General features: G+C 58.1%; 12 protein-coding genes. 6 read left to right on the top strand and 6 right to left on the bottom strand.

What is annotated here, in order from left to right:
• The first annotated feature begins 86 nt into the window (after positions 1–86).
• Complete coding sequence (locus tag ACGHP5_RS02680) at positions 87–1,106, top strand: LacI family DNA-binding transcriptional regulator (RefSeq protein ID WP_337756440.1); 1,020 nt, start codon at positions 87–89, stop codon at positions 1,104–1,106.
• A 72-nt stretch (positions 1,107–1,178) separates the two neighbouring features.
• Here the strand turns inward: ACGHP5_RS02680 and ACGHP5_RS02675 are convergent, their stop codons facing one another.
• Genes ACGHP5_RS02675 through ACGHP5_RS02660 form a run of 4 tightly spaced genes read right to left on the bottom strand, consistent with a single transcriptional unit; the run spans position 1,179 to position 8,234 of the window.
• Complete coding sequence (locus ACGHP5_RS02675; protein ID WP_337756441.1) at positions 1,179–2,294, bottom strand: fibrobacter succinogenes major paralogous domain-containing protein; 1,116 nt, start codon at positions 2,292–2,294, stop codon at positions 1,179–1,181.
• Positions 2,295–2,313: 19 nt separating this feature from the next.
• Positions 2,314–3,522: an endonuclease/exonuclease/phosphatase family protein gene (locus ACGHP5_RS02670; protein ID WP_337756443.1), complete on the bottom strand. Its 1,209-nt coding sequence runs from the start codon at positions 3,520–3,522 to the stop codon at positions 2,314–2,316.
• A gap of 20 nt (positions 3,523–3,542) precedes the next feature.
• A complete protein-coding gene (locus tag ACGHP5_RS02665; protein WP_321590101.1) occupies positions 3,543–5,198 on the bottom strand; it encodes a RagB/SusD family nutrient uptake outer membrane protein in 1,656 nt (551 codons plus the stop codon).
• A gap of 12 nt (positions 5,199–5,210) precedes the next feature.
• The gene (locus ACGHP5_RS02660) at positions 5,211–8,234 is read right to left on the bottom strand and encodes a SusC/RagA family TonB-linked outer membrane protein (RefSeq protein ID WP_390567962.1); all 3,024 of its coding nucleotides are present in this window, start codon (positions 8,232–8,234) and stop codon (positions 5,211–5,213) included.
• A 303-nt stretch (positions 8,235–8,537) separates the two neighbouring features.
• On the opposite strand from ACGHP5_RS02660, the gene ACGHP5_RS02655 reads away from it, so the two are divergent.
• Entirely contained in the window at positions 8,538–10,427 is a 1,890-nt protein-coding gene (locus ACGHP5_RS02655; RefSeq protein ID WP_290532129.1) for an FAD-dependent oxidoreductase, read from the top strand.
• Positions 10,428–10,545: 118 nt separating this feature from the next.
• Here the strand turns inward: ACGHP5_RS02655 and ACGHP5_RS02650 are convergent, their stop codons facing one another.
• Both ACGHP5_RS02650 and murF read right to left on the bottom strand, forming a co-directional pair.
• The gene (locus tag ACGHP5_RS02650) at positions 10,546–12,285 is read right to left on the bottom strand and encodes a glycoside hydrolase domain-containing protein (RefSeq protein WP_337756447.1); all 1,740 of its coding nucleotides are present in this window, start codon (positions 12,283–12,285) and stop codon (positions 10,546–10,548) included.
• A 61-nt stretch (positions 12,286–12,346) separates the two neighbouring features.
• A complete protein-coding gene (gene murF, locus ACGHP5_RS02645) occupies positions 12,347–13,600 on the bottom strand; it encodes a UDP-N-acetylmuramoyl-tripeptide--D-alanyl-D-alanine ligase (protein WP_390567961.1) in 1,254 nt (417 codons plus the stop codon).
• A 416-nt stretch (positions 13,601–14,016) separates the two neighbouring features.
• Between murF and ACGHP5_RS02640 the strand changes: the two genes are divergently transcribed.
• The 4 genes from ACGHP5_RS02640 to ACGHP5_RS02625 are packed head-to-tail and all read left to right on the top strand — an operon-like array spanning position 14,017 to position 23,121.
• Positions 14,017–15,006 (top strand): glycoside hydrolase family 43 protein, encoded by a 990-nt coding sequence (locus ACGHP5_RS02640; protein WP_374048495.1) that lies wholly within the window; start codon positions 14,017–14,019, stop codon positions 15,004–15,006.
• 36 nt (positions 15,007–15,042) lie between these two features.
• Positions 15,043–18,144 (top strand): DUF5107 domain-containing protein, encoded by a 3,102-nt coding sequence (locus tag ACGHP5_RS02635; protein WP_390567960.1) that lies wholly within the window; start codon positions 15,043–15,045, stop codon positions 18,142–18,144.
• A 37-nt stretch (positions 18,145–18,181) separates the two neighbouring features.
• Complete coding sequence (locus ACGHP5_RS02630; RefSeq protein WP_337657067.1) at positions 18,182–19,960, top strand: DUF4091 domain-containing protein; 1,779 nt, start codon at positions 18,182–18,184, stop codon at positions 19,958–19,960.
• Between the two features lie 23 nt (positions 19,961–19,983).
• Positions 19,984–23,121: a SusC/RagA family TonB-linked outer membrane protein gene (locus ACGHP5_RS02625; protein WP_390567958.1), complete on the top strand. Its 3,138-nt coding sequence runs from the start codon at positions 19,984–19,986 to the stop codon at positions 23,119–23,121.
• The last annotated feature ends 12 nt before the right edge of the window (positions 23,122–23,133 follow it).

The raw sequence follows: 23,133 nt of genomic DNA, 5'->3' as shown, positions 1-23,133 counted from the left end.
GATAGTCCTATTTTCGTTGTTTTTGGAGAAACGGCGTAAAATGTTTAACTTCGTCGGGAATACCCGATCAATCCGTTTTGAAGCCTATGCAGAGACACGTTACCATCAAGGATATAGCCAATGCCCTGAACATATCCAAATCGACTGTGTCGCGTGCCCTTGCCGACCGTTTCGACGTGAATCCCGAGACCCGGAAGGCCGTGCTGGAGATGGCCGAGAAACTCCATTACAAGCCCAATCCGAGTGCGTTGAGCCTGTTGAGCCGCCGGACCAAGACCATCGGTATCGTCGTGCCGGGCTTCTCGGGGTCGTTTTTCCCGCGCATCATCGCCGAGATACAGAACGTCACCGAAGAGTACGGGTTCCGCGTGCTGATCACCCAGTCGAACGGGTCGAGCGAGATCGAACGCCGCAACCTCCGGATGCTGGAGGACAACATGGTCGAGGGGATCATCCTTTCGATGACCCATCAGGACGACAACGTCGACTATTACCGCCACCTGCTCGACACGGGCATTCCGCTGGTCTTTTTCAACCGGGTGTGCGAGGCCGTTCCGGCCAGCCGGGTCTGCATCGACGACTGTCGCATGTCGTACCTGGCCTTCGAACACCTCATTGAGCAGGGTTATCGCCGGGTGCTCTATTTCCGGGGTCCCGAGCGGATATACAACACCGAGCCGCGTTACCGGGGTTACCGCGAGGCGCTGCGCGATCACGGCATTCCCTATGACGAACGCCTCGTGTGCAACTGCCGCGACATCACGCTCGAAGAGGGCGTGCGACTGACGGAGGAGAGCTTCGCCGCAGGCGTCGGGTTCGATGCGGTTTACGCGTTCGGCGACCCGCTGGCTTTCGGGGTGCTTCGGGCGTTGAAGGCTCACGGCATCCGCATTCCCCGGGAGGTTGGGGTGATGGGTTTTACGGAGTCGACGACGGCCCCGTTGCTCACTCCGTCGCTGACGTCGGTGGCCCAGCCGCTCGAACTGATGGGACGGCTTTCGGCGGAACTGCTGCTCGAAAAGATCGAGAAACCCGGCACGCCCGACCGGACCGAAGTGCTCGATGCCCGGATCAATGTCCGCGAATCGACCGACCGGAACCGTTGAGTTTCTTTTTCCCTAAACGACGGGCGGGCCTTTTCGAAAGGCCCGCCCGTTTTCGTTGTCCCGGCCGCGCGCCTATTCGTCGAGTACCTTGATGCAGCGCACGTTGCACCCGGCGGTGAACTTGATGGGCTGCTTGTTGAGGTTGCGGTAGTTGCTGCGGAAGATGCGCCGGTAGGCCTGCATTGCGTTCTTCGGGTTGATCGTCACCGTCCAGATGTAGGCGTAGTTGGTGATGTTGTTGAACGTGCCGTTGTCCTTCATGCGCTCGCCCGAGGGCAGGACACTGAAGCCGAACTCGTCCGAGCCGCCGAATCCCCGCTCCTTCGATTTGAGCTTTTCGCCTTCGTAGGCGGTGTGGCGCCAGCCGTCCTTGGCGGCCGTCGCGGCGTCCATGCCGATGGTGACTTCGAGCGTCTCCCAGTCCGCTTCGGTCGGCACGGTCCACCCTTCGGGGCAAAGCCCCCGGGCGTCGGACGCGGCGTACCAGTTGTAGTGCAGCCCGTCCTCCTCGAGCTTCGTGCCCGGGGCCTGGGCGTATCCCGGCGTAGAGAGGTTCATCCACGCGGTGTCGTCGAACCCGGTGGGGATGGCGTCGCCGTTGGCGAAACGGGTGGTGCGGAGATTCTCCCTGAACCACACCTGTCCGCCGATCACTACGGTCTTGTAGACGTTGCCTTCGATGTCGGTGGCGTCGCGCGCCACCAGTTCATCGCCGTAGATGAGCATGTGGTTGAGGTTGATGGCATAGTCCCCGCCGGCATTGGTCGGCGAAGCGGCGCCGGAGGCCACGTCCTCGAAGCGGCAGTTGCCGTAAAACGCGGCCAGGTCGCCCTTGTTCAGCGTGCCGTCGCCGTCGATGTCGACCCACGAGGAGACGTAGACCTTTTCGGCCTCGCGCGGAACGGGGTCGAAGGTCAGGCGCAGCCCTTCGGCGATGTCTTTTTCGGTCAGTACAGCGCCGACCTCCATGTCGGGCGTGAGCGCCGTGAATTCCGAGCCTTTCACCTCCTTGTAGTAGAGTTGGCATTTCACCTCCTGCCCCGGTCGGGGCGTTACGCGGGCCGAGAATTTCAGGTTGACGTCCAGGAACCAGGGCAGTTCCTCCGGCTGGTCGTCGCACGACCAGCCCAGGCACGCGAGGGCGGCGAAAGCCGCGAGGCAGGCCGGATGGCGGAATATCTTTTTCATTGTCGGATCGGTTTGGGGGTTAGTAACGGAAATGGAGCGTCGTGCGCACGGGCAGGTGGTCCGAAGGCATCGGCACGCGGGCCGAAGTGTGCGTGTCGTCGGCGAAGTCGATCACGATGGCGTAATCCGAAGCCGCCGCCCGTTCATAGGGATATGCGTAGATGTAGTCGATACGCTTCGTGCCGTTCCTGCCGACGGTCAGGGACCCGTCTTCGGCGACGTTCTCCTGCGAACAGTGGGTGCTGAAGTCGCCGTTGGTCCGGTTTTCGGTCATGGCGTAGGTGTCGAGGAACCCTTTGCTCGTGAGGGTCAGCGGGGTGCCCGCCACACCTTCGATCATCGTCGTGGGGTAGTTGTTCATATCGCCCGTGATGATGACCGGAAGATTCGTCTCGCGGGCCTTGCGCAGCGCCGCCGTGGTGAGCCCCTTGGCCGTCATCTCGCGGAGTTTCTGCGTTTCGACGTCGTTGCCCGCGCGCGGGTGGATGTCGTAGACGAGAATTTCGTTGCCCGAGGCCTTCTCGCGCAGCCGCACGTAGTTGGCATAGCGCGAAGTGAGGTATTTGCCGGGGTAGTTGTCGCCCATCATGTCGACATCTTCGGCCTCGACGAGTTCGAACCGCTCCCTTTTCCAGAAGACGAGGTGCGCCGACATGGTTTCGTGCTCTCCGGCGCGGTAGTCGTAGTGCTCCCGGAGCATGGCGATCATGTCGTTCATCTGCTGTTCGTTGGCGGTCTCCTGCGTGCCCAGGATGTCGGGGAAGAACTGATCGCTCAGAATGAGTTTTCTGGCGGGACCTTTGCGTACGTCCCAGGAACCTTTGAAGGTGTAGGTCGCGCCCAGCAGGTTGAACGTGCCGACGCTGATTTCGAGGCTGTAGGTCGTGACCGTCTTGGTGACGCTCCAGTCGGTCCAGTCGCTGCCTGCGGCGGCCCGCACGCGCACCGAATACTCGGTGTCGGGTTTCAGCCCTTCGACGAGCAGTTTTTCGCCCGTCACTTCGCGGGCGGTTGCGGCGGTGAAGTCCGTGCCTTCCGTGTATTGCACTTCGTAGCGTGAAGTGCCCTCCTGGGCGGGCCATACGACTTCGACGGCCGTGGTGTAGGGCAGCGCCTTCATGCCGTAGGGCTGGGTGACGGGCTGCGCTTTGTGGTCGTTGGCGCTGCATGAGAAACAGAGCAGCGTCAGCGCGGCGAACAGCAGCAGGTTCGGTTTGCGGATTTTCATAGATTTCATGGTTTTCATTTTTAGTCTTTCAACAGGGGGTTGCGGTCGATCTCGGCCTGGGGAATGGGCCAGCTGTACTGGATGTCGCGGTTGAAGGAGGCGAATCCGAGTTTCTGGAAGATCGACTCGTCGGGATATTCGGGTTTGCCGTAGTCGCTGAAGGCGGGAACGACAGGCGTGTACCAGTCGGCCTTGGTCCGCTTGCCCAGCATGTAGCCCGGAAGCACGTGCTCGACGATCTTCCAGCGGCGGATGTCCAGCAGGCGGAAGCCCTCCATCGCCAGCTCGATCGTGCGTTCGTAGCGCACCAGTTCGCGCAGTTCGTCCCGTGACATGGAGAGCGTCGCGGCGGGCATCATCACGTCCTTGCGCTGCCGTACGGCGTTGATGGCGTCGATCACCGACTGGTCGATGCGGTTGAGTTCGATGCGGGCCTCGGCGTAGGTGAGCAGGACTTCGGCGTAACGCATCAGCATGAAGTTGAGTTCGCACTGTGTGATCTTGCCCGGAACGTCCGACTCGTCGTAATATTTCTTTTCGATGTAGCCCGTGAACGTGCCGTAGGCGTTGGTCACCTCGGTATTGTTGATGCGCACGGTCTCGCCGTTGATCACGGCGCTGGTCTTGGTCGAGTCGGGGTGCACCTCGAACTTATAGCCCGCATGCCACTGGCCGGGGTAGAGTATCGAGTAACCCAGCCGCGGGTCGCGGTTTTCGTAGGGTTTCTTCGGGTCGTATGCCAGCGACCGGTCGATGCGTCGGCCGTCGGTGCACTGGTACATGTCGACGAGGACCTGTGTGGGGACGATGATCGAGTAGCAGTTGGCCAGGCGGGTTCCGACGTATTTGGGAATCTGGTTGGTCTGCGTGCCCAGCAGGAACGGCATGTAGAGCATCGCTTCGGACGAGCCGGCGCCGCTGTGGCGGAAGAGTTTTTCGTAGCTGGGGTAGATTTCGTAGGCCTTGGATTGGATGACTGAATCGGCGGCTGCGGCGGCGGTCTCGTAGTCGTTGGCGTAGAGGGCGATGCGGGCTTTCAGACCGAATGCCGCGCCGCGTGTGGCGCGCCCTGCGTCGTTGCCCGTCCACTTGGCGGGCAGGTGGTCCTTGGCGAAGTCGAGGTCGGCGTAGAGGCGCGCGACGATCTCCGCCTTCGGGCTCTTCGGCAGCCGCGGCTGCTGCCAGTCGAGCACGTGCTCGGCGAAGGGCACGTCGCCGTAAAGGTTGACGAGGTAGAAGTAGTTGTAGGCGCGCAGGAACCGGGCCTGGGCCTCGATGCGGTTGTAGAACGTTTCGCTGACCCGCCCCCGGGCGTTGTGCATGTTGTCGAGCAGGTTGTTGCAGCGGGCGATGTAGCCGTAGAAGGTGTCCCAGATGGTTTTGAAGGTAGCCGTTTCGGCCGAGCCTTCGCCCCGGCGCATGTCGGTCATGTTGGCGTAGGTTCCGCGGATGTAGACGATGTCGGTGGCGCCGTCGATGAAGAGCTGGTAGGGAACGTCGTCGTTCGAGAGCCAGTAGAGACTGCGGTAGGCGCCGTTGACGGCCAGCGTCAGCTCGTCTTCGTTGGAGTAGAACTCCGAGCTGGCAGGTTCCTCCAGCGGATAGCGGTCCAGAAAGTCCTGGCACGAGGCGAACGCCGCGGAGGCCAGCAGGATGAGGCTGTATTTGAGTTTCATGGCGTTTTCAGGTTAGAAGGTAAGTTGGATTCCGAAGACGAAGGTCTGGGCGATGGGGTAGATCTCGGCGTCGCCGCTGGGGGTCTCGGGGTCCCAGCCCTTGGGCATTTTGTCCCAGGTCAGCAGGTTGTCGCCCGTGAAATAGACGCGCAGTTTGTCGATCCATATTTTGCGCGTGAGGCGTGCCGGGAGAGTGTAGCCCACCTGGAGGTTCTTCAGGCGCAGGTAAGCCGCGTCGTAGACCCAGAAACTCGAATTCTGGAAGTTGTTGTGCGACGATGCCGCGATCGGGCGCGGGTAGGAGGCGTCGGGGTTCTCCTTCGACCAGTAGTCGGTCTGCCAGGTCTGCATCTTGCCGGCGTTGTAAAGCGCCCAGACCACGTCGCCCGTGTAGATCACGTCCTTCTTGCCGACGCCCTGGATCAGCACCGAGAGGTCGAAATTGCGCCACTGCGCGCTGATGTTCAGGCCGTAGACGAAGCGCGGAATCTGGTTGCCGATTACCGTGCGGTCCTCGCGGTCGATGGTGTTGGCCGCTCCCGCGTCGCTGAGGTCGGCGTAGCGGATGTCGCCCAAATCGTAGGAACTGAAGGTCTGTTTGGGGCTTTCGGCCAGCTGCTCCTCGGTGCGGAACAGTCCCAGCGCCTTGTAACCGTAGATCGAGTTGATGGGGTAGCCTTCGGCCTTGAGGTTGTAGCCGCTGATGATCGGCCCGGCGCCTTTCAGGTCGAGGATTTTGTTGTGGACGTCGGAGAGGGTGAAACCGATCTGGTAGCTGAATTTGCCCACCGTGTTGGTGTGTTTGAGTTCGAGGTCCCAGCCGCGGTTCTGCACCACGCCGGCGTTTTGGTAGGGTTCGTTCATGCCCGTGATGCCGGGGAGCGGCAGGGTGAGCAGGATGTCCCTGGTCTTGCGGTTGTAGAAGTCGAACGTCGCGCTCAGCTTGTTGCCGAACAGCGCCACGTCGAGACCCACGTCGGTCGTCTCGGTGGTCTCCCACGTGATGCCTGCGTTGGCGTAGGATTTCTGCACGCCGCCGTCGGCCGGTTTGCCGCCGAAGATGAAGCTCGGGCCGAGCGTGATGGTGGTGTAGGCGGGGTAGGTTCCGATCTGCTGGTTGCCCAGCTGGCCCCACGAGGCGCGCAGCTTGAGGTTCGAAATCCACCGCACCTCTTTGAGGAACTCCTCTTCCGAGAGGCGCCAGCCCACCGATACCGAGGGAAACGTGCCGAAACGGTGGCCGCGGGCGAAACGCGACGAGCCGTCGACGCGGACGTTGGCTTCGAACAGGTAGCGCGACTTGTAGGCGTAGTTGATGCGTCCGAACCACGACAACAGCGCCCATTCGCTCGCGCCGCCCGAGTTGCTCATGTTCTCGGTCGAACCGGCATTCATCTCGGGGTAGTTGGTGAGCGGGAAACCTTCGCGGCGGGTCCCCATGTCGCGGGTCTTGCTGGCGATCTGCTCGTAACCGGCCAGGACGCCGATCTCGTGGCTGCCGAAGGTCTTGTTGTAGCGGGCGATCACGCGCAGCAGGTTCTCGGTGGTCTTGCTGTCGCTCTCGTTCAGGCTGCTCTTGGCCGGGGAGGTGTAGGCCGGGGTCTCGCGGCCGGGTTCGAAGGTCTCGATGGCCTTGTTGAACTTGCGGACGTGGGAGTTGGAATATTTGGGCGTGAAGTTGAATTCGACGCTCGCGCCGTCGAACGGCCTGACGGTCACCTGGAAACTGGCGCGGAGGTTATAGTAGACGCCGTTGTTCATGCCGCCTTCGGTGACCAGCGCCAGCGGGTTGTTGCCGTTGAGTCCCGTGCCCCAGCGGCCGTCGCTCAAGCGCGCCGGATAGATGTTCGGAATGCGGTTGACGCTGCTCTTGACCGCCGCGGAGCCGGTCGGGGAGTTGATGTCGGCGCGCCGTCCGTCGACGAGTATCGAGGCCTCGATGGCCTTGGTGATGTTCATTTTGGCGTTCAGGCGGAACGAATAGCGGTCCGACGAGAAGTGCGGCAGCAGACCGTCCTGGTCCTGATAACCGAACGACGCCAGCACATTGACCCGCTTGCCGCCGCTGACGCTGACGTGGTGGCTCTGGGTGAAGCCCGAACCGGTGTAGACCTCCTTCTGCCAGTCGGTGTCGGGGTAGTTGTCGGGGTCCATGCGCTTGTAGCGCAGGTAGTCGCGCAGGTAGGTGTCGGAGTAGAGCGGAGTCATGTCCAGGTTGGCATAGGCGTCGTTCATGGCCTTCATATAGGTGTATCCGTTGACGAACTCCGGCAGGGTGGTGAACCGCTGGAATCCGGCGTAGCCGTTGTAGTTGACGCTCAACTTCTCCTGTGTGCCGATCTTCGTGGTGACGAGGATCACGCCGTTGGCCGCGCGCGAGCCGTAGATGGCGGCCGAAGCGGCGTCCTTGAGCACCGAGATCGACTCGATGTCGTTGGGGTTCACGCCGTCGAGCTTGCCCTCCACGCCGTCGACCAGCACCAGTGCGTCGGAGTTGTTGAGCGTGCCCACGCCGCGGATGCGGATCGTCGAGCCGTCGGAGCCGGGCTGGCCCGAGGATTGGGTGACGGTGACGCCCGCCGAAAGCCCTTGCAGGGCCGACGAGGCCAGCATGACCGGACGCCGGGAGATGTCGTCGCCCTCCATGGTGGAGATGGCGCCCGTGAGGTTGACCTTCTTCTGTACGCCGTAGCCGACCACGACCACCTGTTCGATGTCGAGGGTCTCCTTGTCGAGTCGGACGTCGAATACGTCCTTGTTACTGCCCGTCGGAACTTCGAGGGGTTTGTACCCCAGGAACGAAAAGAGCAGCGTGCTCTGCTGCGCGGGGAGTTTGAGTTGGAAGGCGCCTTTGCTGTCGGTCGTCGTGCCGAGCGTGGAGCCTTTCAGGACAACGCTGACGCCGGGCATGGGTTCGCCCGTCTGTTTGTCGGCGACCGTGCCGGAGACCGTGCGCGGCTGGGCATGTGCGACCGCTGCCGCAAGGAGCAGGCAGACGAAGCAGACTGCCCGGGTGAATCGTAGAGTTCGCTTCATGGATTTAAGGTTGTAGAGGGTTTATTCCTGCAATTTTTCCGATCCGGAACCTCCGGGTGTTCGGAATGGTGTAAAATGCTTTGAATTAAATGGTTGATTTGTTTTAAGTCTTGGTTTCGCAATACTAAAGATAAGGAAACCCGAAAACAAAAAACAAGCGTTTTGCCGAAAAAATCGTCGGGAGCGTTCCCGCAACCGTTCCCGACGATTTTTTGCCCTCCGGGTGTTGTATATGCCGTTCGGAATGCCGATATTGGTTGTCGAAACGAAATTTCAAATCGGTTATAAATAGGTAAAAAGAGTATGAAAGAAAAATTTTGGATTTTATTGCTGGGACTCTGTTCGCTGACCGGGGTACGTGCCGCCGAACTGCTGGTCGAGGCCGAGGCGTTCGGAAGGAAAGGGGGCTGGGTCGTCGACCAGCAGTTCATGGACAGGATGGGTTCGCCCTATCTGCTGGCGCACGGCCTGGGCCGTCCCGTCGGCGATGCGGTGGCGTCGGTCGGGTTTCCCGAACGCGGCGTCTACCACGTTTACGTGAGGACCTATAACTGGACTTCGCCGTGGTATGCGGGCGAAGGTCCCGGGCGGTTTTTCGTTTCGGTGAATGGCCGCCGCCTGGCCGCGGAGCTGGGCGGGCGCGGCGACTGCTGGCAGTGGCAGTACGCCGGGAAGGTCGCCGTGCGCAAAACCGAGGCCGAGATCGCCCTGCACGACCTGACGGGATTCGACGGCCGTTGCGATGCGCTCTACTTCTCGACGGAGCGGCGCGAACCGCCCGCGGAAGCCGGGGAGCTGGCCGCGTTCCGCGACCGGCTGTCGAACCGGCCTGCCGAGCCGCGCGATGCGGGTGAATACGACCTGGTGGTGGTCGGCGGCGGCCTGGCCGGAATGTGCGCGGCGGTTTCGGCGGCGCGGCTGGGATGCCGCGTGGCGCTGCTCAACGACCGCCCGGTGCTGGGTGGCAACAACAGCTCGGAGGTGCGTGTGCTGCTGGGCGGCCGCCTCGGGGTCGGTCCTTATCCCGAGTTGGGGAACATGGTCCGGGAGTTCGCCTCGCCGAAGGGTATGAACGCCGGGACGCCCGACTATTACCAGGACGAGCGGAAGCTGGATTTCGTGAAGAACGAGCCGAACGTGACGCTTTTCCTGGGCTACCGTGCCAACGGGGTCTCGATGGAGGGACGGCGCATTACGGAGATCGTGGCGCAACAGGTCGAGACCGGCGAGCGCGTGGTGTTCCGCGCTCCGGTGTACGCCGACTGCACGGGCGACGGTGCGGTGGGCTATCTGGCCGGGGCCGATTACCTGATGGGGCGCGAATCCCGGGCGCAGTTCGGAGAACTCGAAGCCCCCGAAAAACAGGATAGCATGACGATGGGCGCATCGGTGCAGTGGTACTCGGTGGAGGAGCCGGGGAGCGCGAAGTTCCCCCGTTTCGAATACGGACTGAAATTCAGCGACGAGAGCTGCGAACGCGTGATCCGCGGACAGTGGACCTGGGAGACCGGGATGTTCCGGAACCAGGTGGACGACTTCGAGCGCATCCGTGACTACGGCTTGCTGGCGGTCTACTCGAACTGGAGCTACCTGAAAAACGACCTCAAAGCCAACGACGAGTTCCGCGGCCGCCGGCTCGAATGGGTGGCCTATGTCGCCGGGAAACGCGAATCGCGCCGCCTGATCGGCGATTACGTGCTCAAGGAGGACGACATCCGCCGCTATGTTTTTCACGAGGACGGCACGGCCGCGACGTCGTGGAGCATCGATCTGCACTACCCCGATTCGGTCAACGGCCGTCATTTCCCCGGGGGCGAGTTCAAGGCCATTTCGGTGCAGATTCCGATTCACCCCTATCCGATTCCCTACCGCTGCTTCTACTCGCGTAACGTCGACAACCTCTTCATGGCGGGCCGGAATATCAGCGTGACGCACGTGGCGCTGGGAACCGTGCGCGTGATGCGGACGACCGGCATGATGGGCGAAGTGGTGGGCATGGCGGCTTCGCTGTGCCGGAAGCATGGCGCGCTGCCGCGCGATATTTACCGCTACCACCTCGGCGAGCTGAAAGCCCTGATGCAGGAGGGAACCGGCCGCAGGGGGCTTCCCGACGATCAGACCTACAACCGGGGAAAGACGCTGGCCGAGCCTCCTCATATCGACCTGCCGCCCGGACGGGTGCTGAAACATTGAAACGAAACGAGCGATGCCGCGGCATCGCTCGTTTTTCGTATGGAAGCAGTGTGTTTGCGGATTGCCGGTAAATGCGGTGGCGGCTTTGGCGGAATCCGGGTCGGGCGTCAGCGGCGGGTCAGAGCGTGTTCAGCGTCGCGCGGGCGTCGCGAAGGGTCTGTTCCCAGCCGTCGAAGGGGATTGGCGAACGGAACGGTTCCAGCAGGTCGAGGAGGGTTTGCTGTTTGGCGGTGTCGCCGGCGGATTCCGCCTGGAGGATGCGGATTTTCTCCCAGTCCTGAATGCCTTCGATCAGCCGTTCGAAGCGGATCGACGAGCGGCCTTCGGGGTAGACGATGTAGGTGTCGCCGGCAGCCCATTTCCGGAACCGGGAGTCGCGGATCGGGTCTTCGACCCACGAGTTGTAGGCCCAGCGCAGGAATCCGTCGTAATCCTCCGCGGCGGCGTACCAGCTCAAATAGGTCGCCTCGGCCGGTCCCGACGAGGTGTAGGTGTTCGGGAACCCCGACGAGCAGCAGACGTAGAAGGTGGTCGTCAGCCCCTGGCTGCGGCGCTGGACGATGTCCGTCTGTTCGATGGGGCCGAAGATGCTGGCGCACATGTCCTTGATGTAGGGATACTGCTTGAAGATCTTGTGGTTGTCGGCCAGCGCGATGCCCAGTTCGGGTGCGACCTCCTTCAGCAGGGCCGTCGCGGCGGCCATCACCTCGGGCGAGCGCTCGTCCATGGCGATGTTGGTGATGCCGAGCCACCCCTTTTCGCGGAGGTGGCCGACGAAGGCCGGCAGGAACGGACCCCACATTTCGCGGAAGGCCGGCGTGCCCGGATCGGCCTTGACGTCGACGAATTCGCCCGTCACGGCATCCTTGTAGTGGAGCATGTTGTTCCACGGCAGCATCGAGTAGCAGTTGATGTACTTGCCGATGCCCAGGTCGAGCATGAACTGCACCCAGCGGTCGAAGACCGTGAAGTCATACTCCCACGTGCCGTCGGCCAGGCGCGTCCAGACGATCATGTCGGCGTAGGCGTCGTAGCACTGGTTGTTCCAGGGATCCTTGTTGAGCGTTGCCGTGATGACTTTCTGCCCGGCGTCTGCGAGCTGCCGCATCGTCGGCCGCATCCGTTCGAAATGCTCGTCGCTCCAGACCTCTACCCCTTCGGCACGGGCCACGGCCGCCGGATGCTGCCACAGGTCGAGGTGGTAGGTCCACTCCGAGGGCGCGGGCAGGGTGCGGCCGGTGACGTTCAGGCACAGCGTCAGCGTTTTGTCGATGCCTTTGCCCTTTACCGCAACCGGAGCCGTATAGCGGCCGGGGGCGGCGTCGCGCGGGATGTCGACCGTGATCCAGACGGGACGGGTCGACCGGGCGCGCACGTCGAGTGAAGCCGCCTCGTCGAGCAGGTCCGCTTCGAGGTGGGCGGGGTTGTTCTCCGGCCGTGCGCCGCAGGGTTGGTCGGGCAGGAAACGGTCGCTGACGACGTATTTGACGAAACGCGCGCGGGCGATGCCGGCGAGTTTGGCTCCGTTGTCCGCGACGAAGTCGCCCACGGTGCAGGTCAGGCCGTCGATGGCTTCAGGAGTAGAGACGACAGCCTGGGCCGAGACCTTTTCGCCGCGCCAGCCCGTGAGGGCCGTTTGGTCCGTCACGGCATCTGCGCAGGGTGTCGCGCGGGGATAGCGGATATCCGTCGAGCCGAACGTGACGAGCGGTTTTTCGACTCCGTTCCAGGTTTCGGGTTGCTCTCCCTGCGGATCGGCGGGTTCGGTCCAGTCGAAATGCGAGAGAACGGTCTGCGAGGGGACGCCGGTGCAGGAGAGCAGTGCCAGCAGGGGAAGGATAACGAGTAGTTTTTTCATGGGTCGGTTTATTTTGGGTCGGGGTTATTCCGGTTGTTTTCGGGTCGGTTTCCGGCAGCGGTCAGAGCATCTCCAGCGCCTGTTCCAGCCCCATGCCGTGCGAGCCTTTGACCAGCACGAGGGAGTTTTCCACGGGGGATACTTTCAGCAGCGAGATCAGGTCGTCGCGCGTGGGGCAGAGTGTGACGTTCGCGGGCTTTTCCGCGAGTCCGTCGTAGGCTCTGGCGAATTCCGGGCCTACGAGCAGCAGTTCCGCTCCGGGGTCCTGCGCGGCCATCGCGATGATCGCGGCGTGTTCGCGTCCGGACCAGTCGCCCAGTTCGAGCATGTCGCCCAGGATCAGCACCCGGCGCTGGCGCTCTTCGAGCGGCTCGGCGAGAAAATTCCCGACCGAAGCCCGCATGCTCGACGGGTTGGCGTTGTAGCAGTCGGCGACGAGCGTGTTGCGCGGCGTCCCGATACGCTGCGAGCGGTTGTTGTCGGGGACATAACCGGCGATGGCGTGGCGGATGCGTTCGTCGGGAACGTCGAAATAGCGACCCACGGCGACGGCGGCCGCGATGTTGAACCGGTTGTAGCTGCCGTCCAGGTGGTTCTCGATGCCGTCGGCCAGCGATACGGAGTAATATTCCGCGGCCAGCGGATTGCGCTCGGAGGCCATGTTCGTCAGGATTTCGTCGTCGGCCGGGACGAAGGCGTGGCCTCCGTTCGCCGCGAGGAAATCGAACAGTTCGCCCTTGCCGCGGCGAACCCCTTCGGGTCCCCCGAAGCCTTCGAGGTGCGCCAGGCCGATGTTGGTCAGGATGCCGTAGTTCGGCTCGGCGACCGATGCCAGCAGGGCCAGTTCGCCGCAGGCGCTCGCGCCCATCTCCACCACGCCGAACTCCGTGTCGCGGGTCATGGCGAGCAGCGTCAGCGGCACGCCGATGTGGTTGTTGAGGTTGCCGCGGGTGGCGTAGACCTCGAACCGCTCGGCCAGCACGCGGCTGACAAGTTCTTTCGTGGTGGTTTTGCCGTTGCTGCCCGAGATGGCGAGGATTGGGATTCCGAGCGCCCGGCGGTGTTCCCGGGCCAACTCCTGAAGGGCTTTCAGTGTGTCGTCGACGAGCAGGATACGCTGCCGCTCATCGGAAGCGGCGACCTGCGGATCGTCGGAGACGGCGTAGGCCGCGCCTTTTTCGAGCGCTTCGGCGACGAAACGGTTGCCGTCGAAGGTATCGCCCCGCAGGGCGAAGAAGATGGAGTCCGGTTCGATCCGGCGCGTGTCGGTCGAGATGCGGGGATATTGACTGAAAAGTTCGTATAATTCCGACATATAGGGTGTGTAACGAAGATTTAGCGTTTTTTCTGTTTTACCGTCCGGTGGTGTTTTGCAGCGTGATATAAAGGTCTGCTTATCACTTTCGAGGTATTGTTTGAGATAACGATTGTGAGGTAAAATCGGTGCCGGCGGATACAAGTTCCCATCTGTGGATCGACCGGTGAGGCAAAGATAGGAATTAAATCGGATTTTGCAAGAAACTGTTTTACATCGCTTCCGCTTCGTTATTAATGACGTATTCCGGTCAAATTATGCTACAAACTTACATTTATTTTGTGTAACTTTCTTGTAATCATTGTGTAATGGCTTTGCGCGACAGGTGCCGGACTGTCGTATTTTTTGGCGAGATACTTTCCCGAAAAGGATCGGGGTTCCCTTACATTTGCTATAACCTTAAAAACGGAATTCGAATGAAAATGAAATCAGCAATTTTTGTATTGACGACTTTGATGTTATTGAACGGATGTGGTTTGAGAACTTCCGGACAGAAAAAGTCGGGTTCGGAATCACAGAAAGAACGTTCGATGGTGAATGTACCTTTGGCCGATCCTTTTATTCTGTTGCATGACGGTACGTATTACGCTTACGGGACAAAGGCTGAAAATGGAATCGCCGTTTTCGAATCCGATGATCTGCAAACCTGGCGCAAGGCTTCCGGCCGGGCCGCCGAAGGCCTGGCCTTGCATAAGGACGACGTATACGGAGACCGCTGGTTCTGGGCTCCGGAGGTGTATTGTATAGACGGAGCATTCTATATGTTTTTCTCCGCGCAATCGCATATCTGTGTCGCAGTGTCCGATTCGCCTTTGGGACCATTCGTGCAGAAGGAAAGGAAACCGATGATCGAAGGGGAGAAGTGTATCGACAACACTCTTTTCATCGATGACGACGGCCGGAAATACATGTATTTCGACCGTTTTAACGACGGTCTCAATATCTGGGTGTGTGAACTCGAAAACGATTTGCTCCGGATTAAACCCGGGACAATGCAGAAATGTATCCATGTTTCCCAGGAATGGGAGACTGTATGGCCGCGGGTGAACGAAGGCTGTTTCGTGATAAAACATAATGGTATTTATTACATGACCTACTCGGCAAATAGCTACGAAAGCCCCAATTATGGCGTCGGATGCGCGACGGCCGACTCTCCTGCCGGCCCGTGGACCAAATACGATCATAATCCGTTATTGCAGTTCCCCGGGGACTTGGTCGGCGTGGGACACAGCGCCATGTTCAAAGATAAAACGGGGCGGTTGCGTATCGTGTTCCATGCGCACAACAGCAAAGAGAAAATACATCCGCGGAACATGTTCATCAGCAACGTCATGTTCCGATACAGGGATGGAGCCTATATGATGGAAATAGATAAAAACTACATGGTCCCGCAGATGGCAAAATAGCCGGAAACGACTTGCCATAATCATAACGACAATGTCATGAAACACGTTATCCTGATTTTCCTTTTTTATATTCTTGTGCAGCCTTCTGCCGCAGTCGCAGAAGGAGGGCAGCGGGCCACGGTGAGGGAGAAACGCACGGTGTATAAAACATATCCTTTTTCAGACCCTAATCCGATAGCTGTACGGGGAAAGATATATCCGTATTTTCGGTATGACGGATTCACGGACCGGGCGGAAGACAGAGCATGGAATGTCGTGGTGCTGGAGAATGATTATGTGGCTGTCACCATTATGCCGGAAATCGGAGGCAAAGTGTGGGGCGCTACGGACAAAACGACGGGTCTCGCGTATATTTATGACAACGACGTAGTCAAGTTCCGCGATATTTCCCTGCGCGGTCCCTGGACGAGCGGAGGTATCGAGTTTAATTACGGAGTGGTGGGACACAGCCCTACGACTTCGTATCCCGTGGATTATCTGACCCGCGAAAATGCGGACGGCAGTGCGAGCTGTATCATCCGGATGCTCGATTTGCTGACGCGGACGACCTGGAGTGTCGATATTCGGCTGCCGGCCGATGGAATGTGGTTTGAGACGAATTCCGTGTGGCATAATAACTCGGGCGTTTCGCAGCCTTATTACAGTTGGGCCAATTCGGGCGTTTCGGCGACGGACGATCTGGAATTCGTTTATCCCGGAACGATGGTCGTGCGGCACGACGGCACTATTCACGATTGGCCCTATGACAGGGAGTACGGCAAGGATCTTTCGAAATGGCGTGAGAATAATTTTCTGTGGTCTAAATCGTATCACATCGTTGGTACGCGCGACAAATATTTCGGAACATGGTGGGCCGACCGGAATTTCGGGATGATGCATTACAGCGAGCGGGACGACAAGCTGGGACGGAAGATGTTCAGTTGGGCATTGTCGGATCAGGGTGACATCTGGGAGGAATTGCTTACGGATAATGCGGGGCAGTACGTGGAGCTTCAAAGCGGTCGTCTGTTCAATCAAAATATGGTTACGAGCGTTCGGACTCCTTACAAACAGACCGGTTTCGCCCCTTATGGAACCGATATGTGGACGGAATACTGGTTCCCGTATCACGGGACGGAAGGGGCGGCCGACGTGACGTTGAAAGGCGTCGTCAATCTGAAGGAGACGGAATCGGGTACGGAGATAGCCGTCTCTCCGCTTCGCCGCGAATCCGTCGTATTGCAAGTATATGACAAATCGGGAAGAGTGATTGCGGAGCGGAGGGCCGACTGGTCTCCCGGAAAACCCTTCCGGATGGAAGTGCGGGTCTCTCCGGACTCTCTGGGGCGGGTGATGGCTTCCGGGGTGGAGTTGTGGACGGGCAGAGACAAGACGCTCTCCCGTCCGATGGTCGCCCCCGGGGATTTCAATTGGGAAACGGCTTACGGACAATGGGTGCGGGGGCAGTATCTCGTATGGCTTCGTAATTATGCCGACGCCGAACCTTTTGCCCGGAAAAGTATCGGGTATGATCCGTGCTATGTGCCGGGACTCAATCTGATGTCCGCCCTGCTGCTTAACCGGAACGACTGTCAGGGAGCTTTCGATTGTTCGATGCGGGCGCTTGCCGTCGATACGTACGATGCAGAGGCCAATTACCTGATGGGATGTGCGGCGATGAGGCTCGGCCGGACTGACGATGCGATAGACGGATTCGAAGTCGCGGCACTTACGAATGAATATCGTAGTGCGGCCTGTACGCAGTTGGCCAAATTGTATGTCAGGGACGGACAATATGCAGAGGGCGTTCAGTATGCCCGGAAGAGTTTGATCGGGAATGCCTATAACATTGAAGGTCTGAAAATGTTGTATATGGCGTCCGATTGCCTCTCGGAAGACGCCGACGCCGTGCTCTCGACGATCGAAAACTGCGATCCGCTCAATGACTTCGTGCGCTTTGAACGCTACTGGGCAGACCCGGATGAGAAAAACCGGACCACCTTTCAGTCGCTGATCCGAAATGAGATGGCTGTGCAAAATTATTTGGAGTTGGCAATCTGGTATTATTCGATCGGGCAGGTCGGCCGGGCGGAAAAAGTGTTGTCGCTGTCGCCGGGCGATGCGGAAACTGCGTATTGGAGCGCATACCTGTCGCAGGATCGGGACCTGTTGAAAAAGGCGGATATTTCCGATGTCTCGTTTGTGTTTCCTTTTCGCGAGGAGAGCGTGCCGGTATTCGAATGGGCGATGAGGGAGAGCGGAAACTGGCGGAGCGCCTATTTGCTGGCGCTTGTCCACTATTCCCGGAATAACGATGCCGAGGCTTTGATGTTGTTGCGAAAACAAGGCCGGGAACCCGATTTCGCGCCGTTTTACATAACGAGGGCGAGTCTCGAACCCGACAAGACGCTGCAGGAGGCGGATTACAAGCAGGCCGTGGCGCTCGACAGCTCGGAGTGGCGCTATGCACATGCGCTCACCCGGTTTTACATGCGGCATTCGGAAAATCGGAAAGCGTTGTCCGTGATCGAAGAGTTCAGCCGGCGGAAGCGGGACCATTTCCCGACGGAAACGCTTTTGGTGAGAGCCTTGATTTGCAATGAAGAGTATGGCGCAGCCGAACGGGTCCTTGCGAAAACCCGCATCCTTCCGTTCGAGGGCGCAAAGGACGGAATCAACCTGCAAAAACATATCAAGTTGATGCTGGCGGTGGATAAAATGCTGAAAAAGCAGCCTAAAGCGGCCTTGGATAAAATTGAAGAGGCGAAATTGTGGCCGCGGAATCTCGGCGTCGGCAAGCCGTATGACGAGGTGATCGACACGAGGCTCGAGGACTGGCTGTCGTTCGTTGCCGCGGAACGGGAGGGGCTGAAAGGGCAACGGGAGCATTTCTTACAGCGTCTTGTCGGTTCGCATGTAAATACTCCGGAATACCAGCTTCTGCAATCCGCGGCCTGGCATATAGCCGGAGATGAGGCGAAAGCCCGCGAACTGGCCGATGGATGGACTGCCGTACAAAAAGATGAAACGGCGCTTCGGAGAGGAAAGGAGTTTCTGGGATTGGTTGAACGCGGAGAATATGCTTCGGATACGGCCCTGGATTTTTACAAACCCCTGATTCATGCGCTTACGGCAAAGGCCGACAACCGGCTTTTTTGAATAACAGTGAACCACTAACCAATCTAAAATTAACCGTATGAGAAAACTTATTCTAATTTTTTGCGGCGTGTTCTGCTGTCTGACAGCCCTGCACGCGAAAGATCCTGTGCTCTATCTTTATCAGGTGGACGCATTGGATAAAGTGTTCAAGGACCGGCGCTATTTCGTGGATGAAATCGATACCCTTGCAGTCGCCAGGGGCGAATATGCGACGCTTCAGGTGGTCATCAAGTCCAACCGGGAGGTGAAAGAGATGCGGGCTTATGTGGAATCTGTTGCCGGAGAAGCCGGAAAGATCGAGGGAGCACAGACCGGTTGGGTCGGATATGTAAGGGCCGGCCGGAAGTATCAGCCGACGTCCAAGGATCTGCTGCGTACCCCGTCGGATTATTTCCCCGATCCGATTCTGACGGATGTCGAAATGGATATGGAGGTGAACGATGTGCAGCCGGTGTGGGTCACCGTTCCGATTGCCAGGAATACGGAACCGGGCCTTTATAAGGGCAAGCTTGTCATAGAAGGACAGGTCGACCGGAAAAAACAGTCGTGGAGCAAAGAGTTTTATGTGCGGGTTTTTCCCGTTACGATCGGGGAGACTTCGCTTCTGGTGAGCAACTGGTCCGCACACACCTCGCCGGTGACATTGAGCTATCTCAACGGAATGGCTCCGGTCGAACTGTACAGCGACTTATATTGGGAACTGATCGGCGTCCATGCTCAAATGATGGTTTCGCACAAACAGAACGTTCATCGGATATATCCTTCCTGGCATGTGCTGGCGACCTGCGATGACGGTAAATATACCTTCGACTTCAGCCGGTTCGACCGGGAAGTGGAGCTTTTCGATGCGGCGGGAGAGACCCCTCTGAAGAGAATCGAAGGCGGGCATCTCGCCTGGCGCTCCGGCGCCTGGGACGAACCGTTCCATGTCGAGATTCTGCTTCCGGACAACGAGGAAACCCGGAAATACAAAGGGACGGCCGCTCCCAATAAGGTGGAAAACGGACTGCGCCGGGTGATTCTGCCCATCACGGACCCCCGGACGAAGAACTATCTGGATCAGTATCTGCCCGCGCTGAAAGCCCATCTCGAAGAGAAAGGGTGGTATAGCCGCTACATGCAGCATATTGCCGACGAGCCGACGGCACGGAATGCGCCGTCGTACGGGGCAATCAGCGAATATGTGAAAAAACACCTGCCGGGGGTTCCTGTCTTCGACGCCGTGCTTACTTCCAAGGAGCTTGCCGGAACGATCGACGTGTGGGTTCCGGTGCTGGACGTGATACACCGGGACTGGAAATTCTACCAGGATCTCAAAAAACAGGGGAAAGAAATCTGGTTCTACACCTGTGTAGGTCCCCGGGGGAATTATGCCAACCGTTTCCTGGAACAGCCGCTCGTGCAAACCCGTATTCTGCATTGGATCAATTACAAATACGGTCTTGTCGGCTATCTTCACTGGGGACTGAATTTCTGGGGCAGCGACCCGCTGACGTCCGACGCTTCGCGCGACCGTGGTAAACTTCCGGCCGGCGATGCCAACATAACCTATCCGGGATACCGCAAACTATACTCTTCGATCCGGCTTGAAGCGATGAGGGACGGCATTTATGATTATGAATTGCTGAAAATGCTGGAGCGGAAAAATCCGGCCAAGGCGCGCGAATACATCAATGCCATTGTCATGAACTTCGACAATTATGACAGCAATTTTTCCTATTTCAAAAGAGTGCGCCGCGGCATACTCATTTACCTCAGCCAGGAGGATACGATGAATGCAGTTCATGGAATGGATGCCCATTCGATGAACGATTAATTCGATTTTTAAAACATAAATCCATGAAAAGAAAGCCAATAACAGCGGCCTTCCGGGTCCTTTGTCTCTCTTTGTTGTTCGCCTTGTCGGCTTCCGCACAGGGTTCGAAATCGATGAAACTGACCGGCAGGGTAGTCGATCCCGACGGTTTTTCGCTGGTGGGCGTCACCATTACGATAAAAGGTACCACCAAGGGCGTTACCACGGATTCGGAGGGTAAATACGAACTGACTGTGAATACCGAAGATATCGTCGTATATTCTTATGTGGGTTATAAAACCCAAGAGATCAAAGCGAAGGAGGCCGACCGGTTTGCCGTGGTGCTCCAGCCCGATTCGCAGGAAATTGAAAATGTCGTGGTTGTGGCTTTCGGAACGCAGAAGAAGGAGAGCGTGATCGCATCCGTGTCGACCGTCGATCCCGGGAAACTGCGTATTCCGGCCAGCAACCTTACGAGTGCATTTGCCGGTCAGCTGGCAGGTGTGATTGCGTACCAGCGTTCGGGCGAGCCGGGACTCGACGACGCCGAATTTTTCATTCGCGGAGTGACTTCGTTCGGCGCCGGTAAAAAAGACCCGTTGATTCTGATCGACGGAATCGAAATGAGTTCCTCCGATCTGGCCCGTCTCAATGTGGACGACATCGGAAGTTTTTCGGTCATGAAAGATGCCAGCGCTGCGGCTCTGTACGGTGCACGCGGTGCGAACGGAGTTATTCTGGTGACAACCAAGCGCGGTGTGGAAGAGAGCGTGCGGCTTTCGGTCCGGGCCGAGATCTCGACCTCCATGAACACGAGCCTCGTGGAACTGGCCGATCCGGTTACCTATATGAAACTGCACAACGAGGCTGTGAGGACAAGATGGGGCGCGGAAAAGATGATGCCCTATTCTACCGCGAAGATAATGAATACGCAGCTTAAAAGAAATTCGGTGCTTTATCCGTCTGTCGATTGGTACGATTACATGATGAAGGATTTTACCATCAATCAGCGTTACAGCATGAACATTACCGGAGGCGGTAAGGCCGTACAATATTATCTGTCCGCCAATTTTTTGAGGGATCAGGGTATTTTGAAGGAGGACAGCCGGAATAATTTCGATAACAATATCAAGCTGAACAGGTTTCAGCTGCGCTCGAATGTCGACATCAAACTGACGCGCAGGACCAAGGCGGTCATTCGCTTCTACGGGACGTTCGATGAGCGTACGGGACCCAAAAAGGAGGGTAGCGAGATGTTCAGCGCGGCGCGTAATGCCACTCCGGTCATGTTTCTTCCTTTTTATGAGCCGGATGAGGAGCACACCCATACGACGCATACCCTTTTCGGAAATCAGACCCAGGACGGCAAACTCGTCTATACGAATCCGTATGCTGAAATGGTGAGCGGATTCAAGAAAAGTTCGTCTTCGATGATGACGAGCCAGGTCGAATTGACGCATACGTTCGAGAATGCGCTGGAGGGATTGGTGTTGTCGGGAATTTTCAATCTGAAGCGGGACTCGTACTATGATTTGCAGCGTGGATTCGTGCCGTTTTATTACGCCCCCGTCGCCGGGCTGCCCAATAACGAATACCGGTTGCAGTCGCTCAATCCCGACGACGGAACCGAATACCTCGATTTTAACGGTGGAAACAAATACGTGACTTCGACCTTGTACGGGGAACTTCGCGCCAATTACACCAAGACGATCGCGGAGAAACACAATATTACGGCAATGTTGGTCGGTACGATCCGGAATGCCACGACTACGGAGGTGTGGTCGTTGTACGAGTCGTTGCCGAACCGGAATATTTCGCTGTCCGGGCGACTCGCTTACGGTTACGATTCCCGCTATTTCGTCGAGGGCAATTTCGGCTATAACGGATCCGAACGATTCGCAAAGAGCCATCGGTTCGGATTTTTCCCGTCGATCGGTCTCGGCTGGATGGTTTCCAACGAGAAATTCATGCAGCCGGTGAAAAAAGTGCTGACCAAACTGAAACTGAAAGCGACTTACGGACTTGTCGGAAACGACCAGATCGGAAATCTCAAAGACCGGTTTTTCTATTTGTCGAATATAAACATGAAGGCCGGCGGGTACACATTCGGAACGGATCTGACCTATTCGCGTCCCGGAATCGCCATCAACCGCTATGCGGATCCCGATATTACGTGGGAGATTGCCCGGAAGGCGGATTTCGGCATAGAGCTCGGACTTTGGAACGCATTGGACATTCAGGCGGATTACTTTTTTGACAAGCGGAGGAACATCCTTCAGACGCGGGCCGACATACCGAGCACCATGGGGCTGGGATATACGCCGACCTCCAATGTCGGCGAGGCGCACTCCGAGGGTTTCGAAGTCTCGGTGAATTTCAACAAGTCCTTTAATCCCGATTTCTGGCTTACGGCGATGTTCAACTATACGTATGCGATCGGGAAATATACCAAATATGAAGAGGCCGATTTTTCCGATACGCCCTGGCGTTCGCATGTGGGACAAAAGATCAATCAGATTTACGGGTATATCGCCGAGCGTCTTTTCATCGACGACGAAGATGTGAAGAATTCTCCCGTTCAGACCGTATCGTCGGTAAGCGGCATTCAGTATGGGGCCGGAGACATCAAATACAAGGATATTAACAACGACCAGGTGATCGATTCCAACGATATGGTTCCGATCGGATTCCCGACAGCCCCCGAGGTCGTGTACGGCGTAGGCTTCTCGTTGGGTTACAAGAGTATCGACTTTTCCTGTTTTTTCCAGGGATCGGGCCGCTCTTCATTCATGATCAGTCCGACGCAGACGGCGCCGTTCCTCAATAACGGGCAGCGGGCTTTGCTGAAATATTATGCCGACGACCATTGGTCGGAGGACAACCGTAAGCTGGACGCTTTATGGCCGAGACTGGCCGATGATGTAGTGCCCAATAATACGGTGAACAGCACCTGGTGGCTTCGGAACGGATCTTTCCTGCGACTCAAAAAACTCGAAGTCGGCTATACGCTGCCTGTGAAGTGGACCAGAAAGGTGAAGATGGATAAGGCGCGGATCTATTTCAATGCGACCAACCTGTTCGTTTTGTCCGACTTTAAGATGTGGGACCCGGAAATGGCCGGAAACGGTCTCGGATATCCTCTTCAGCGGGTTTTCAATCTTGGCCTGAATTTGAATTTTTAATAGAAAACGACC

The organism is Alistipes sp. i18-0019-D1 (assembly GCF_042852885.1).
Lineage (GTDB): Bacteria > Bacteroidota > Bacteroidia > Bacteroidales > Rikenellaceae > Alistipes.
This window is presented reverse-complemented; position numbering and strand designations above follow the sequence as displayed.